The 16,132-nt window shown below is 67.9% G+C and carries 5 protein-coding genes; 4 read left to right on the top strand and 1 reads right to left on the bottom strand.

Features of this window, described 5'->3' with window-relative positions; all coding sequences use genetic code 11:
• Positions 1–15: 15 nt before the first annotated feature.
• Positions 16–1,713: a DUF2330 domain-containing protein gene (locus ACFY2L_RS03095; protein ID WP_390821334.1), complete on the bottom strand. Its 1,698-nt coding sequence runs from the start codon at positions 1,711–1,713 to the stop codon at positions 16–18.
• A gap of 407 nt (positions 1,714–2,120) precedes the next feature.
• On the opposite strand from ACFY2L_RS03095, the gene ACFY2L_RS03090 reads away from it, so the two are divergent.
• The 4 genes from ACFY2L_RS03090 to ACFY2L_RS03075 all read left to right on the top strand — a co-directional run bounded on the left by ACFY2L_RS03090 (position 2,121) and on the right by ACFY2L_RS03075 (position 16,112).
• Complete coding sequence (locus tag ACFY2L_RS03090; RefSeq protein ID WP_390821333.1) at positions 2,121–4,175, top strand: bifunctional glycosyltransferase 87/phosphatase PAP2 family protein; 2,055 nt, start codon at positions 2,121–2,123, stop codon at positions 4,173–4,175.
• Between the two features lie 767 nt (positions 4,176–4,942).
• The gene (locus ACFY2L_RS03085) at positions 4,943–8,563 is read left to right on the top strand and encodes a LamG domain-containing protein (RefSeq protein WP_390821695.1); all 3,621 of its coding nucleotides are present in this window, start codon (positions 4,943–4,945) and stop codon (positions 8,561–8,563) included.
• Between the two features lie 174 nt (positions 8,564–8,737).
• A complete protein-coding gene (locus ACFY2L_RS03080) occupies positions 8,738–15,721 on the top strand; it encodes a polymorphic toxin-type HINT domain-containing protein (protein ID WP_390821332.1) in 6,984 nt (2,327 codons plus the stop codon).
• Positions 15,606–16,112, top strand: coding sequence for a DUF5958 family protein (locus tag ACFY2L_RS03075; RefSeq protein WP_390821331.1), 507 nt, complete (start codon positions 15,606–15,608; stop codon positions 16,110–16,112). Before ACFY2L_RS03080 ends, ACFY2L_RS03075 begins: the two co-directional genes overlap by 116 nt.
• The last annotated feature ends 20 nt before the right edge of the window (positions 16,113–16,132 follow it).

Raw genomic sequence — 16,132 nt, 5'->3', positions numbered from 1 at the left:
CCCCGCCCCGTGAATTCACCCGTTCGGACGAGGTGTCACAGGGAGCGTGAAGGGCTTCGGCGGCGCGGGGGACCGGGGCGGCGTGAAGGGCGGGCGCGGCGGCCGCGGCGGGGCGACGGGCGACGCGGCGCGGGGGGAGGGCGCGGGCGCGGACGGGGAAGAGGGCGTTGCGGGGGAGTGGGGCGGGGGCGGGGGTGCGGCCGGGCGCGGGGGTACGGCGGCTGGGGTGGGGCGGGCCGTCGGCATCGGGGGGACGGCGGCTGGGGTGGGGCGTGTGGTCGGCTTCGGGGGTAAGGCGGTGACGGCGGGCTGTGAGGCCGGCATCGGCGGTACGGCGGCGCCGGTGGGGCGCGGGGCCGGCATCGGCGGTACGGCGGCGCCGGTGGGGCGCGGGGCCGGCACAGGGGGCGTCACCGGGGCCCGCCGGCCCGGAGGTACGTCCGGCGGGGGCTGCACCTGACCCTGCCCGTGTCCCGGGACCGGGACCGGCGGGGTCTGCCCCGGCGCGGTGGCCGGTGGGGCGGGCTGGTCGCCCGAGGCGTGGCGGGGGCCCGGCCGGCCCGCGTGGCGGGCCTGTCGCCCGCGGAACGCGAGCGTCACCGACACCGCCGCGACCGCCGCGAGACCGCCGCCCACCGTCAGCAGCCACACCGGGACGCCGGCCACCCTCAGCAGCCGGTCCTCGTAGATCACCTGCCGGAACGCGGTGTCCGTGGCCGCCCGGCGCAGCTCGTGGTCCCCGGAGATCGCCGAGGGGCGCGGGAACTCCTGGGCGACGGCCGTCAGATACGGCGTGCCGGCCGCCAGTTCACCGAGCGGACCGCCGGCCGACGCGCCGACCCGTCCCGCGAAGGTGACGCGGGGCCGCTCCCCGCCGATCCCGGACCCCGGTTCCATGCGGTGGGCGGCGAGGACGTACAGCCCCAGCGACTGCGGGGTGGCCGCCAGCCGGGACAGCCGCATCGGATAGACGGGGGCGTCGGCGGCGAAGGTGAGGCGGAGCGGGTCGAGTTCCCCGTTCAGGGTGGTGCCGGCGGTCCGGGGGGCCAGCTTGACCGCGACGTACTCCCACCGCCGCTCGACGTACGGCCGGAGGGCGGTTTCGAGGCGGGGCGGGAGGACGAAGTCGTTCGCGGCCAGCCAGTCGTCCAGGGCGGCCGGATCGGTGGCCGTCAGCCGTGCCACGTCGAACGGGCCGAGCCGCTCGCGCCCGACCACATCCACCTCGGCACCGGTCGCCGGCGGGGGCGGCGGGCCCTGCGCACCGCCATCACCCGTGGTCAGCGGCCAGTCGCCGTCCTGCGGCCAGAAGTGGGTGCGGGAGCGCTGCACGGGGGCGGTGGCGGCGGCCAGCTGGTCGAACAGCTCCCCGTCGCCGAGCCCCACGGTCGCCCGGTGCGGCACCGGCATGATCCAGGCGGCCCGTTCGGCGTCCCCGCCGACCCGCAGGCTCATCACGATCTGCTCCTGCCGGCCGTCCCAGCGCACGACGGACACCTCCCGGCCGACCGTGAGCCGACGCTGGTCGCCCGGGAGCAGGGCACCGCAGGCGCAGGCGTACGCCGGCGCGACGAGCGAGCCGAGCTGTACCGCGAGCAGCGCCAGCAGGACGGCCGCGACCCGCGCGCGGGCCCGGGCCCGCGCGCCCCACCGCTCCTCCCGCCGTCTCGCACGCCCCCTCGGTGAACCGATCGTGCCGACCAAGCCGACCATGTGCCGCAGCCCCTTCGCCGTCCGCCGTCGTCCGCCGTGATCCGTGACCGCCTGATCCGCGAGCGCCCGATCCGTCCCTGCCGTCGTCGCCCGGTCGTCCGCCGTGCACGACGCGCAGCCGTCTCACTGCCCTCCGTACCGCACGGGCGTACGACGGTACGGCTGAAGCGACGGTTCCGTTCGTGAGAAGTGCCAGTTCCGGCCGTGCTGTGACCCACATCGCGCCCTGCGGAGGCAACCTCCGCCCCCGCGCACTATCGTCTTCCGGACAAAAGGAGGACCGACGTCAGGTGAAGCGGGGGTTGCCTGCGTCTCTCTCCGGGGGCCGTGCGAGCCGCATAGGGTTCGCTCAGGGAACATCCACGCAACCGAAGCGTGGCACGTACGGGGCGGGAGGCCGACGAGGCGTGGCGAATGCGGAGCACAGCGGGCGACCGGCGGAGGCCTTCGGGGCGACCGCGGTCGGCACGGCGAGGGCACGTCTGCGAGCGGCCCGCCTCGGCCTCTGGCTGCTCGCGGCGGTTCTCGCCGTACGCCAGGTGGCCGTCGTCCTCGGCCCCCCGCGCGGAGAACGGCTGACGGACCTGGAGACCTGGGTCGGCCCGGACGGCGTGGTGCACGTCAACGGCTCGCTCTACGACTCCACCCGCTTCACCGGCACCCCCTTCGGCGGGCTCGTCCTCAAGCCCCTCACCCGGGCGGCGGAACAGGCCCTCGGCTGGGGCTGGACCTTCGGCACGCTGCTCCTGGTCGTGGCCCTGGGCCTGGTGGTCGCGCGCGCCCTTCCCCAGCCCGTGAGCAGACGTACGTCCCTGCTCGCCGCCCCGGTCGCCATCAGCGTGCTCATGCTGTCGCTGCCGGTGCGCAACACCCTGTATCTCGGCCAGACCAGCATCATCCCGGTCCTCCTGGTCCTGCTCGGCTGCTTCGTCGTCCGAGGCCGGAAGGCGGGCGGCGTCCTCATCGGCCTGGCGGCGGCCCTGCAGCCCACCGTCCTGCTGTTCGCCGCGCTCCTGTGGTTCACCGGCCGCCGCCGCGCCGCCGCCGCGACCGGCATGACGTTCGCCGGAGTCACCGCGCTCGCCTGGGCGGCGATGCCGCACGACTCGTACACCTACTGGGTGCACCACATGGCGGGCGTCGGCCTCGGCGGCAAGGCCGACGCCCTCGCCAACCAGTCCCTGCACGGCGCCCTGCTGCGCCTCGGCCTGACCGGCCCGCTGGAGATCGGCCTGTTCCTGGCGCTGGGCGCGGCCGTCGCGACCCTCGGCGTGCGCCGTGCCGTCCGCTACGCGCGCGACGGACAGCTGCTGCTGGCGGTGGCCCTCACCGGCTGCGCGGCGATCGCGGTCTCCCCGACGACCTGGCAGCACCAGCTGCTCTGGGTCCTGCTCGCCGTGGTGGGCCGGGTCGGCAGACGCGCCTCGGACCGCTACGTCTGGCCGGTGGCCGTCGTCCTCGTCATGACCCTCCCGGCGAAGATGATGCTGCCGAACATGCCGGCGCTCCACCCGCTGCGCGACAACGCGGTCCTGCTGGCCGCCGTCGCCGCCGCGACGGCGATCCCGTTCCTCCCGCGCACGTCCCCGTACTACCGCTTCCCGATCCCCACCGAGTACGCGGAACCGGTGCCGGCCCGCTGGAAACACGTCCCGCTGCTGCCGTTCCTCAAGCGCGTCCTGACCCGCCCGAACCTGCTGCTGGAGCTGCTGCTGATCCGCGTCACGTACGCGGCGTACCAACAGGTCCGGCTGGCGGCGACCGGCGGCTCGAACTCCGCGGGCCGGGTCCGGGCGGAGGCCCACGGCCAGGAGATCCTCGACCTCGAACGCTTCCTGCACATCGACATCGAGCACCCCGTCAACCACTGGGTGGTCGGCGTCGACTGGCTCCGGAACTTCTTCGACTTCTACTACGAGTCCTTCCACTTCGTGGTCCCGCTGACCGTCCTGGCGGTGCTGTACTGGCGCCGCCCGGTGGACTACCGCTGGGCCCGCTCGGCCCTGGGCTTCGCGACCCTCCTGGCCCTGGTCGGCTTCTGGCTCTACCCGCTGGCCCCGCCGCGCCTGATGCCGGCCCTCGGCATCATCGACACGGTCCACGGCGTCCAGGACTTCTCCAAGCCCGACTACGGCACCCTCACCGCCCTGACCAACCAGTACGCGGCGATGCCGTCCCTGCACTTCGGCTGGTCCCTGTGGTGCGGCCTGGTCATCGCGATCGTCGCCCCGAAGTGGTGGATGAAGGCCCTGGGCCTCCTGCACCCCTTCTTCACGGTCTCCGCGATCGTCGCGACGGGCAACCACTGGGTCCTGGACGCGGCGGGCGGCGCGGCGGTCGTCCTGGCGGGCTTCGGCCTGGCGTACGCCCTGATGGGGCCGCGGGCGGGATCGGCGGCGAAGGCGGTGCAGCGGCCGGAGCGGGTGCCGACGGCGCAGAAGGAGTCGACGCCGAGCAGCTGACGGTTCCCCGGGGCCGGCCGCTCCCGCATGCTTCTGCCACCGGGGCCTGCGGACGGTCCGGGGAGGGGGGGCGGGGATCCATGACAGACGTGCGCACGCCCGGTCGCGGGCGGACCGCCCGGTGGGCGTTCCTGGCGGCGCTGACCCTGACGGCGGCGTCCGGCTGCCTCAGGGCCCTCCGATCCCGTGCCCCCGTACTTCGGGGCCCGGGCGGCGGCGACACGATCGTCGTCGAGATCCCCGTCTGCCCCACGGACGAGATCCGCCGCGTGCAGGTCTACGACTTCGACGATGAGCACGACGCCCCCCCGTGTCGCGTGGTGGGCCTCCGGCCCCACCCCGCCGTCGGTCCGCACGGGAGTGGTCACCCTCTGGACGGGAGCGGTCCGGCACTCCGCCCGCCCGGCCGGGTCTTCCGTCCCACCCCACATCGGCGTGAGCTACCAGGACCCGGCCGGCGACGGCCGTGACGACGTCTTCACTCGCGCACCCGCGAGAAGGCGAAGCTGGGGGCGGAGGAGTACTGGACGAGGAACGGCGCCAGGACCATGGCGCAGATCGACGACCCTTTAGTGCGTCCCGTGATGATCCCTTGACGGAAAGTGAGAAGCGGGTTTCAATACCTCAAGATTTTGAAGATCTTGTGTATCTGGGGCGGGGGATCAGTGCTGTCGATACGGGGTGTCCGACAGAGAAGTCTATGTCATGGGCATGACTGGAAAGCCAGGGTGGTAGCGGCGACGGCTGTACTCACCGCTGTGATGGTCATGCTGGTGGCACCTGTCCCACAGGTGGCGGCTGCTCCTGGCGAGTCCGATGCGGCCTCCCTCTCCGAGGCGCAACAGGCGCTCGCCGACGCGCAGGAGTCTGGCGAACAGGTGGAGGTGGTGGGGGAACGCACGGACCGGACCACGGTTTACGCCAACCCCGACGGTTTCACCTTCACCCTTGAAGAGTCGGTCGTTCCCGTGCGGGTGGCCAAACCGGGTGGTGGCTGGCAGGCGCCGGACGCGACTCTGGAAACTCGTTCCGACGGGTCTGTGGGGCCGAAGGCGGCTGCCCTGTCGATCGGCCTCTCCGGCGGAGGCGACAGCGCACCTCTAGCCCGGATCGAAGACCAAGGGAAGGCACTGGAACTCGAGTGGTCGGGCAAGCTTCCGGCGCCGCAGCTCGACGGCGCCAGCGCCGTCTACTCCGACGTACTGCCGGGTGTCGATCTGCAGGTGACCGTGACGCCCGAGAGCTTCCAGCCGGTGTTCGTTGTGAAGACGCCCGAGGCGGCGGCGAATGATGAGCTGAAGAAGCTGACGTTCGGGCTCCAGTCGCGCGGGCTGGACATTCGAGAGGGCGCGGCCGGCAACCTCACAGCCGTCGACGGCCGCGGCCAGACGGTGTTCAAGGCGCCGCCCGCCCGGATGTGGGACTCGGCGGGCGACGCGGCTGCGACTTCTGAGGAATCCGGTACGCAGACCCAGCTGATGCGGGCACAGGCGTACGCAGCCGAGGCGACCACGTCATCTGATTCTGCTGAGGCGGCGCCGTCCGGCACAGGTCTGGAGCCCGGCCAAGGCGACAAGGTTGTCAAGATGGACGTCGCGGTCACCGAGGGCTCGTTGTCCGTCGTCCCGGACTCAGGAATGCTCGCCAAGACGGACGCGTCGGCCTTCCCTGTCTTCATCGACCCCAAGGTGTCCTGGGGTGAGTCGGAGCGCACGCTTCTGCGTAGTGACGGATACGAGTCGTACGGCTGGGGCAACGGAGATGACGACCAGGGTAAGGGCGCGGGCAAGTGCGGTACCTGGAACGGCTATTACTGCGGGCCCGGGTACGTGCAGAAGCTGTACTTCGAGTTCTCCCCGGCCAGCCTGAAGGGCAAGAAGGTCCTCGACGTCACCTTCAGGGTGACTGAGCCTTGGGCTTTTCAATGCGACCCGCGCATGGTGGATCTCGTTCGCACGAACAACATATCGTCCGCCACCACTTGGGCTTCGCGACCCGCGGAGCTCGACCTGATGGGGGACCAGAACGTCTCGGCCGGACGCGGATCGCTGTGCGACCCGGACTCGCCGGACGCGCCCATCGAATTCCGGGACAACCCGTCGGAGACGAACGAGAACCTGACCTCTACGGTGTCGAACTTCGCGGCAGGCAAGTTCTCCCGGCTGACGCTGGAGATCAAGGCGCACGACGAGTCCGATCCTGCGGCCTGGAAGCGTTTCAAGAACGACGCCACACTCGAGGTGAAGTTTGTGGCGGTGCCCGCGGTGCCGACCGAGGTCGGCCTGGTCACTGGCACCGGATACGTCTGTTCCACCAACTCGACCGACCCGGCCGTGGTCTCCGACCCGACGCCGCAGGTGCAGGGCCGACCGCGCACTGCGTCCGGTGGCGAGTCGTACGCCCACCTTCGCATCCGGTGGAGGGTCGACAAGTACGACGGAACGAACTGGGTGCTCGCGACCACCGACGTTGACAGCCCTACATCAGGATATGCGGGAAATCTGGTGAAGCAGTCCCGTAGCTTGGCCACCCTCCAGGAGGGGGTGTCGTACCGGGTGAAGGCGTTGACTCTTTCCTATGACGAAAAGGGCGAGAACCGGTTGAACACCGGCTACACCAAGCCCTGTTACTTCAAGGTCGACCCGACGGCCCCCAAAGCACCGCTGATCGCAGTGGCTTCTCCTTACACGCAGTGCACCATCAACGAGTGCACCGCGCACGGTGGTCCAGGGGTGAAGGGCATGTTCACCTTCAATCCCGCCGCAGGGGACGAGAAAACCAACGTCTCCTACCAGTACAGACTCTCCTCGACGGCAGAGTGGTCCCCCGAACAACTCGGCACCTCGGTATCGGCCGGCGTCACGCCTCCGAAGGAAGGCACCTACCGCCTCTATGTGAGAGCCAAGGACACTGCCGGACGCCACGGGGCACAGTCGGTCTTCGACTTTCTGGTTGCCGACGGTGAGAAGCCGGTCGGCCGATGGAACTTCACTGAGGCCGACGGAGTCGCGGTGGATTCTGAGACATGGGACGGTTCGGACAACGCGACTCTGGCAGGCGGCGCGTCCCGGGACGACCGAGGCCGGCGTGGTCTCATAACCCGCGACGCCGAAGGCGTGGTGCTGGAGACCCCGGTCACGGACAAGGGTATGGCCCTCGACGGCAGCACGGGCTATGCGGCCACGGCTGCCCCGGTGCTGGATACCTCCGCTTCGTACACAGTTTCCGCCTGGGTGCGTGTCGACACCAGAGCCTCGCGCACGCTGACGGCGCTCAGCCAGGTGCCGGACAGCCCCAGCCCCTTCACGAAGAAGTACATCCCGTTCGGTTTGTCATATGCGGGTGGCGGGGCCAACACATGGAGCCTGAGCGTGATGGGCACCGACGGATCCCTGCGCAAGGTCAGCGCCCAGCAGGCCACTCCCCGCGGAGTCTGGACTCATGTGGCGGGTGTGTACGACGCGGGTGCGAAGAAGATCAGCCTCTACGTCAACGGAGAACTCCAGAGCGCGGTCGATTCCGTGACCGCATGGAAGGGGTCCGGCCCGTTGCAGATCGGCCGCGGGATCTGGGCCGACGCCTTCACCGACTACTTCGACGGCAACATCGACGAGCCCGCCGCCTGGCAGAGGGTGCTGACGCCACAAGAGATTGCGGACGAGGCGCAGACGATGACCTCGAAGGGGTATGCCGGGGTGGAACTCGTCGCCGATTGGTCAGCCGACCGGGGATCCGGTACCACCATCGCGGACACCACCTCCGGGTACGGCCGGTCGCTGACGCTGAGCGGTGGCGCGTCGCTGAAGGAGGAGTCGATCGTGCTGGACGGTGTGGACGGTGCGGCCACCACGGCCGGGCCGATCGTGGACGACACAGGGTCCTTCACGATCACTGCCCTGGCGTCCGTGGACGCCGACACCCTCAAGGACAAGAGCGTCGGCTTCACTGGCCAGGTGGCCGGGCAGCGGACAGCGGACGGTTCAGCCTGGGGCTTTTGGTATGAGCTGACAGGTAAGAGCACGGTCTGGGATGAGGATGCCGGAGAGGAGAAGACCGTCCCGCTGGGGTTGTGGCACTTCGGACGACTCAACACCGACGGCACGTTCAGCGCGGTGGCCTCGGAGGAGGCCGTGGACGTAGCCGGAACGGTCAGGATGACCGGTGCCTTCAATGCTCAGGACGGAACTCTCAGCCTCTATCTGGGAGGGGTCCAGAACGGTGACGACAAGGCGTTCACCGCGAAGATCGGCTCCGGTGACTTCGCGGTCGGTAAGGGCTTCAGCAACGGCGGGTGGGAGCACTACCTGCCGGGACGCGTTGCTGAGGTTCGACTGTGGGCGGGCGCGATGGCGGGGTCCGACCAGGTCGAAGAGACCGTGGGCGACTGACGAGCCTGGGCCTGTGGGGTAGCTGCCGAGCACGCTGCCCAGGCCCCGTGCAGTCCAATTCTCTGACTTCTCTGAACTCTCGACGGGACCCGGGGGCAGAACGTGATCTTTGGCAGGAGCACCTCAGATAGCCCCAGAGGGGGCGCTGTCCGGCACCGAGGCGCTCGGCTGCTGATGCCATCGGTGGCCTTGGCTCTCGTGGTGCCCTTAGGGGTTGCACAGGTGGCCCAGGCCGCGGCGTCCGGCGGTCTGGGTCGCCCGGAGGTGCCCAAGTCCCGCGTGAGCAAGGTCGAGGCATTCGACGGGTCAGGCGCGAAAAAGGCGCGTGAGCGAGTCGCGCGCAACACGAAGGCCAACACGGCTCAGGCCGAGCGGGCCCGTACGGAGCAGAAGGCGATCTGGCCCGGAATGGGCGAGGCCACGCTCGCTCTCACCGCGGACAAGAAGGCCAAGGCTGAACCGAGCGGTCTGCCGGTCACCCTTGCCCCGCAGGCCGGAGACAAGGCCGCGGCGGCCGGCGAGGCCCGCGTCACCGTGCTGGATCAGAAGGCCGCCCGTGCTGCGGGTATCAGGGGCGTGCTGTTGACCGCCGAGGCGGACACTGCCGGCAACGTCGAGGTCAGCGTCGACTACAGCGGTTTCGCTTCCGCCTTGGGCGGCGGTTGGTCCCAGCGGTTGCGTCTGGTGCAGCTGCCCGCCTGTGCCCTGACGACCCCTGATGATGCTGAGTGCCGCACCCAGCGTGTGCTCGCCTCCGACAATGACGTGACGCACCAGTCGGTGTCGGCGAAGGTGAGCATCGCTGAGACCTCGAACAACCCGACCACCCAGTTTCTCCGGGCCGCGGACGGAGCCACCCCCGCTGCCACGGTGCTGGCTGTCACCGCTGCCGCGGCCGGCTCCGGGGAGTCTCCCAAGGGCACCGGAAACTATTCTGCAACTCCGCTGTCGGAGTCCTCGTCCTGGGAGGCGGGTGGCAGCTCAGGTTCCTTCAGCTGGTCGTACAACTTCACCATGCCCCCAGCCGCAGCGGGCCCGCAGCCGCCGCTGGCGCTGTCGTACGACTCGGGGAGCGTCGACGGACGCACAGCCACGTCCAACAATCAGGGCACGTCGGTCGGCGAGGGCTTCACGCTCACCGACTCTTACATCGAACGCACCTATGGGTCCTGCGACGACGACGGCCACGACGACGTCTTCGACTTCTGCTGGAAGTACGACAACGCGCGCCTCGTGCTGAACGGCAAGTCGTCGAGGCTCGTCAAGGACGACGGCAACGGAAAGTGGCGGCTGGAGAACGACGACGCCTCCACAGTGACCCGCTCGACCGGGGCGGACAACGGAGACGACAACGGCGAGCACTGGACTGTCGTCACCGGCGACGGCACCAAGTACGTGTTCGGCCTCGACAAGCTGGACGGCGCAGACACCCAGCGCACCAACTCCGTCGCGACGGTTCCTGTCTTCGGAGACGACTCGGGCGAGCCCGGCTATTCCAAGGGCGACACCTTCGGCGACCGCGTCCTCACCCAGGCATGGCGGTGGAACCTCGACTACGTCGAAGACACGCGCGGCAATGCGGCCACTTACTGGTACGTGAGGGAAACGAATTACTACAAGAAGAACAAGTCCGAGACCGCCGACGCTGGCTATACCCGCGGCGGCTATCTGGAACGGATCGAATACGGCCTGCGCAAGGACGCGCTCTTCTCCGACAAGGCGGACGCGAAGGTCACCTTCGGCTACGCGGAGCGCTGCACTGCGGCTGACTGTTCCAGCCTCACCAAGGACACCGCTGACAAGTGGCCCGACGTGCCGTTCGACGCCATCTGCTCGAAGGACGATGAAGATTGTGACGCGAGCGGGCCTGCATTCTTCTCCCGCAAGCGCCTGACCGGGATCGACACTTTCTCCTACAACGCCACCAGTGGTGGCTACGACCCGGTGGATTCCTGGGACCTGACCGAGCAGTACCTCGACGGTGGCGACATCGGGGACAGCTCCGACCAAGTGCTCACGTTGAAATCGATCAAGCGCACCGCAAAGGCCGGTACATCGAGCATCGCGATGGATCCGATCTCGTTCACGTACGAGCTGCGGCCCAACCGAGTCGACGCCACCGACAACATCCTTCCTCTGACCCGGCCACGCATGTCCACCATCACCTCTGAGACCGGCGCCATCACCACGGTGACCCTCTCGGGTGAGGAATGCCTGCGCAGCCAGGTCATCAACGCTTCTCCAGACTCCAACACCCGTTCCTGCTACCCGCAGTTCTGGCACATCAACGGTGCCGAGGACGCCTCGATCGACTGGTTCCACAAGTACCGGGTGTTGGCCGTCACCGTCTCCGACCCGACTGCCGCCAACGAGACGGTCGAGCACTCCTACTCCTACAGCGGAGCCGCCTGGCACTACGCAGACGACCCGTTCACGAAGAAGGACGAGCGGACCTGGTCCGATTGGCGCGGCTACGCCCAGGTCACTGCGTGGACCGGAGCGACGGACGTGACGCGCTCGCGGACCGTCTCCCTGTACCTCCAGGGTATGGACGGTGACCACAAGAGCGACGGCACCACCAGGTCCGTCTCCGTGTCCCCGCTGTCGGCTCCGGCTATCGGGGCGGGGCGCATCACGGACAAGGACGAGTACGCCGGCCAACTGCGGGAGCAGGTCACGTACGACGGCTCGACAGCGATCTCGGTCACGGTGAACGACCCTTGGTCGGACGAGACAGCGCGGCAGGCTCCGCCCGGTGCTGACGACCACATCGCACGCTACGTCCGCACGCAGAAGGTGCATACCTACACCTACTTGACGACCACCCAGAGCTGGCGCGAACGCCTGACGAGCACGTCCTTCGACAGCTACGGCATGCCTGTCACCGTCGAGGACGCAGGCCAGGTCGGCACAGCGAAGGACGAGACGTGCACCCGCACCTGGTATGCCCGCAACACCGACCTCGGCATCATCAGTACTGTCTCGCGCACCCGTTCGGTCGCACGCACATGCGCGACCACAGACACCCAGCTCTCCTTGCCTGGGGCAATGGACCCGGCCAAGCCCGATCGAGGCGACGTCCTCGCGGATGTCAGCACCGTCTACGACAACACTGCAGCCACTGCCTGGTCTGCGACACAGACGCCGACCAAGGGCCTCGCCACCTGGACCGGCCGGGCCACCGGCTACGCCACCATCGCGAACACCGACGGCGACCGCCTTCCCAGCGGCTGGCAGCGGGTCTCCGCGACGACGTACGACACGCTGGGCCGTCCGGTGAGCAAGAGCGACGCGACCGCGAATCCACCCACGATCCTCGCCTATACCCCTGCTGCTGCGGGCCCGCTGACCCAGACCGTGACCACCGACCCCAAGACATACAAGACGAGGAGTTTCATCGACCCACGGCGCGGCCAGCCACTGCGCATCTATGACGCCAACCTCAAGAAGACCGAGCTTGCCTACGACGCCCTCGGCCGCCTGACCCAGGTCTGGCTGCCCAACCGTGACAGCGCCATTCAGTCGCCCAACCAGAAATTCGCCTACCAACTGAACAATGCCAAGCAGTCCTGGGTGTCGTCGTCGACGCTCATGAAGGACGGCGAGACCTACAACACCAGCTACACCATTTACGACGCGCTTCTGCGCCCCCTCCAGTCCCAGGCACCGACGCCCGAGGGCGGTCGACTCCTGACGGACACCCGGTACGACACCCGGGGCCTGGCATACGAGACGTACGCCGACATCTTCGACGACACCAGCACACCCACTAGCACTTACACCAGGGCCGAGTACGGCGAAGCCCCCACCCAGTCCGAGACGGTCTTCGACGGAGCGGGCCGCCCCACCACCTCGACCCTGTTCGTCTACGGTGTCAAGAAGTGGTCGACGACCACCAGCTACACGGGTGACTCCGTTGCCACGACGGCCCTTGAGGGTGGTTCCGCTCAGCGCACCATCACCGACATCCGCGGTCGCACGACGGAGACCCGCGAGTACGCGGGCACCAGCCCGGCGGATTCCGCCTACGGCGCAGGCACCGGTGCCTCGTACGTCTCCACGAAGTTCACCTACGAACTGGACGGCCAGCAGAAGACGATCACCGGTCCGGACAACGCCGCCTGGTCGTACGTCTACGACCTGTTCGGCCGTCAGGCGAACGCCGTCGACCCGGACAAGGGGACGACCGCCACCGAGTTCGACGTCCTCGACCGACCCGTCAAGTCCACGGACTCCCGGGGCGTTTCGATCCTGACCGACTACGACGTGCTGGGCCGTATCACCGGTACCTGGAAGACCGCAAAGACAGACGCCAACCAGCTCACCGGTTACGTCTACGACACAGTCCTCAAGGGCCTGCCCACCTCCTCCACTCGCTACCTCGACGGCAAGACGGGTACGACGTCCTACACACAGACCATCACCGCCTACGACAGCTTGGAACGCGCCACGACCACCGAGCTGCAGTTGCCGTCGACCGACGCGTTCGCCAAGGCCGGGGCCGCGTCCAAGCTGTCCTTCGAAACGTATTACAACCTCGACGGCACGGTGAAGCAGACGAAGGAGCCGGCTGCCGGCGGCCTGCCTGCCGAGAGTATCGACTACGGGTACGACACCGTCGGCAATGTGACCTCGCTGGGCGGTGCGACCGGATATCTGCTGGACGTGGACTACACCGCCCTCGCCCAGCCCAGGCTGCTGACGCTGGGCCCGGGCGGCAGCGGCAACAAGAGCTTCTACATAGCCAACGACTTCGAGGAGGGCACTGGCCGTCTCACCCGCAGCTTCGTCACGGACCAGACTCACGGCTTCATGCTGCAGGACCTCAACTACAGCTACGACCAGGCCGGCAACGTCACTTCGATCAGTGATCCGACCACGCAGGGCGGCGCGAGCTCGGCGGACACCCAGTGCTTCAGGTACGACGGCCATCAGCGTCTGCTGGAAGCCTGGACGCCAGCCTCTCAGAAGTGCTCCGACGCACCGAGCACGTCGGCCCTGTCGGGCCCGGCTCCGTACTGGACGAGCTACAGCTACAACGACGCCGGCCAGCGCACCAGCGAGACGGTCCACAGCAGCACTGGCAACACCAAGACGACATACTGCTACACGAGCACCACCCAGAAGCACATACTGACCGGCACCACGACCAAGACCGACTGCTCCGCCCCGGAGCGCGCCTACGAATACGACGCTTCCGGCAACTCCTGGCACCGCCCGGGCAAGACAGCCGCCCAGGCCCAGACACTGGACTGGTCTGCGGAAGGCCAGCTCAGCAAGCTCACCGAGAACGATGCGGTAACAGACTACGTCTACTCCGCTGATGGAACCCTGCTCATACGCAACACCCAGAACGGCGAGCGCGTCCTCTACGCAGGCTCCACGGAACTCCACCTCCGTGCCAACGGCACCGCATGGGCCCAGCGCTACTACGCCGCGGGTGGTGTCACCGTCGCCGTTCGCACCAACCAATCGGGTACCAACAAGCTCAGTTACCTGACCGGCGACACGCATAACACCTCCTCTCTGGCCATGAACCAGGATGCCGGCCAGACCTACACCAAGCGCTACACCAGCCCCTTCGGCGCAGACCGGGGCACCCCGCTCTACGGCCCCTGGCCCGACGACAAGGGCTTCCTCGGCAAAACCCGCGACGCCACCACGGGCCTGACCCACATAGGCGCCCGTGAATACGATCCCGCGATCGGCCAGTTCATCAGCGTGGACCCGGTCCTGGACCCGAGCCAACCTCAGTCCCTCAACGGCTACGCCTATGCCGGCAATAACCCAGTCACCTTCAGCGACCCCTCCGGGCTCTGGTGTGATAGCTGCAACGACGGTCAAGGCTGGACCCGCCCCGACGGCGGCACGAAGGGCGACGAAGACGGGGGGCTGAATTCGGACGGTACAGTGCGCACGAGCCCTTCCGGAGGAGGCGGCGGTACAACAAATGGGGGTACTGGTAGGGCTGGATCCACAACCCGGCCGGTGGTGGACGGAGTCGTCATCCCGCCGGATGAGGAGCTCACCCAGTACGCCGGGGGTTACCCCGACTCGGCTACCTACGCGGAAAAGCTGTCACGCTGGGCGGAGCAGAAGTGCTACATCCGTAAGGGCATCGAAGCCTTTTGTGACACAGCTGCCCGTGCCGGACTGCTGAAGGACCCGCACAGCAGCGCGAACGACCCATGGGGCGTCAAGGCCACGTACCACTGCCTGACCGGGCGCGGTGACTGCGGTGAGGCGCTTGTCTCGGACGTCATCACCGTGGCCACCTTGGCCTTCGGATCCGCCGGCAAAGCGCTCACGGCACGTGGAGCTTCGGGTGCGGTTGCGGCAGAGACTGAATCAGCAGTCGCGACTCTCCTCAAGGGTGCGTGCAGTTTCTCGCCCGATACGCCGGTTCTACTCAAGAACGGCAAGGCGAAAGCCATCAGTAAAGTCGAGGCCGGGGACGAGGTGGCTGCCGCGGATCCTGACACCGGCAAGCGCGATGGTGCGAGGAGTGTCACTGCCGAAATCGTTCATCACGACGACGACCTCGTAGATGTAACGATCCGCACTGCCGAGGGCCGTACTTCAACCATCCACGCAACATCCACGCACCCCTTCTGGAACGACACCCGCCACACCTGGACGAAGGCGGCCGACCTCCGAATCGGCGACCTGCTCAACACAGCGGCCGACGACCACGCCCGAGTCGTCGCAGTCACAGAGCGCCCTGGCTCCGCTTACATGTACAACCTCACGGTCGACGACTTGCACACGTACTATGTGCTGGCGGGTAAGACTCCGGTCCTGGTTCACAATTCCGGTGGGTTGTGTGGCCCTGGCCTTAGAACGGCATCGGAAGCCGGTATCAGCCCGAATGATGCCAAGCGAATTCAGAATGCCGCTGATAAAGCAGGGCAGCCAATCATTGTGGTCGGGAGCCGTGCGAACGGAACGCCCAACCCGACATCGGACTGGGATTACATCCTGTCGGGTCCGTCCAGAACTCGTCACAGCGTCAAGAATTCGCTGCCGAGAGGTACGGGTGACGGTGAAGGGAGTGGGCGCGGTAGAGACTTCTGGCAGAACTACAATCCCAACCGCCCAGACTACGCGGAGTTGGACCCGAGCAGGCCGTACGTTGTATTTGAGCCACGGAGCAGGTGAGCACTTGCGAGCATCAGAGCGGATCATCAACGAGGTTGCCCAAGGACTCCGAAGCCTGGAGGACGCTGTGGCCTGGTTCTCTTCGCTAGAGCAGGTTGAGCAGAGGGCGGTACTGCACGAGGTTGTTCGTTACTCCATGCAGGCCCATGCGACAGTGAACGACGCGCGTGATGGGCTGCTGCGATCAGGCGTCAAGCCGACCATGACCCCGGCAGTATTGATTGTTCGAGAACCGATTCTCGAACAAATGGGGAAGATTATAAATCTGCCCCCCGGTGAGTACGTGAAGTCCTTCCGCGTCCTCTTGTCCACGTTCGCTGTGGCTGACACGCGGCGAAGGGAAACGGAGTGCCGAGGAACTTGTAGGCACGCCTGGCACAACCTGTCGTAGGCGGCCGACGTCCCCGGTGC

This window comes from Streptomyces sp. NPDC001381 (assembly GCF_042895685.1).
Classification (GTDB): Bacteria; Actinomycetota; Actinomycetes; order Streptomycetales; family Streptomycetaceae; genus Streptomyces.
Note: the sequence above shows the minus strand (reverse complement) of the source record. Positions and strands in the feature narration are given on the sequence as shown.

Excerpts from the sequence above, each read along its gene's own strand:
- ACFY2L_RS03085 (WP_390821695.1), top strand. The coding sequence starts at position 4,943 with ATGCTGGTGGCACCTGTCCCACAGGTGGCGGCTGCTCCTGGCGAGTCC.
- ACFY2L_RS03080 (WP_390821332.1), top strand. The coding sequence starts at position 8,738 with ATGCCATCGGTGGCCTTGGCTCTCGTGGTGCCCTTAGGGGTTGCACAG.
- ACFY2L_RS03095 (WP_390821334.1), bottom strand. The coding sequence starts at position 1,713 with ATGGTCGGCTTGGTCGGCACGATCGGTTCACCGAGGGGGCGTGCGAGA.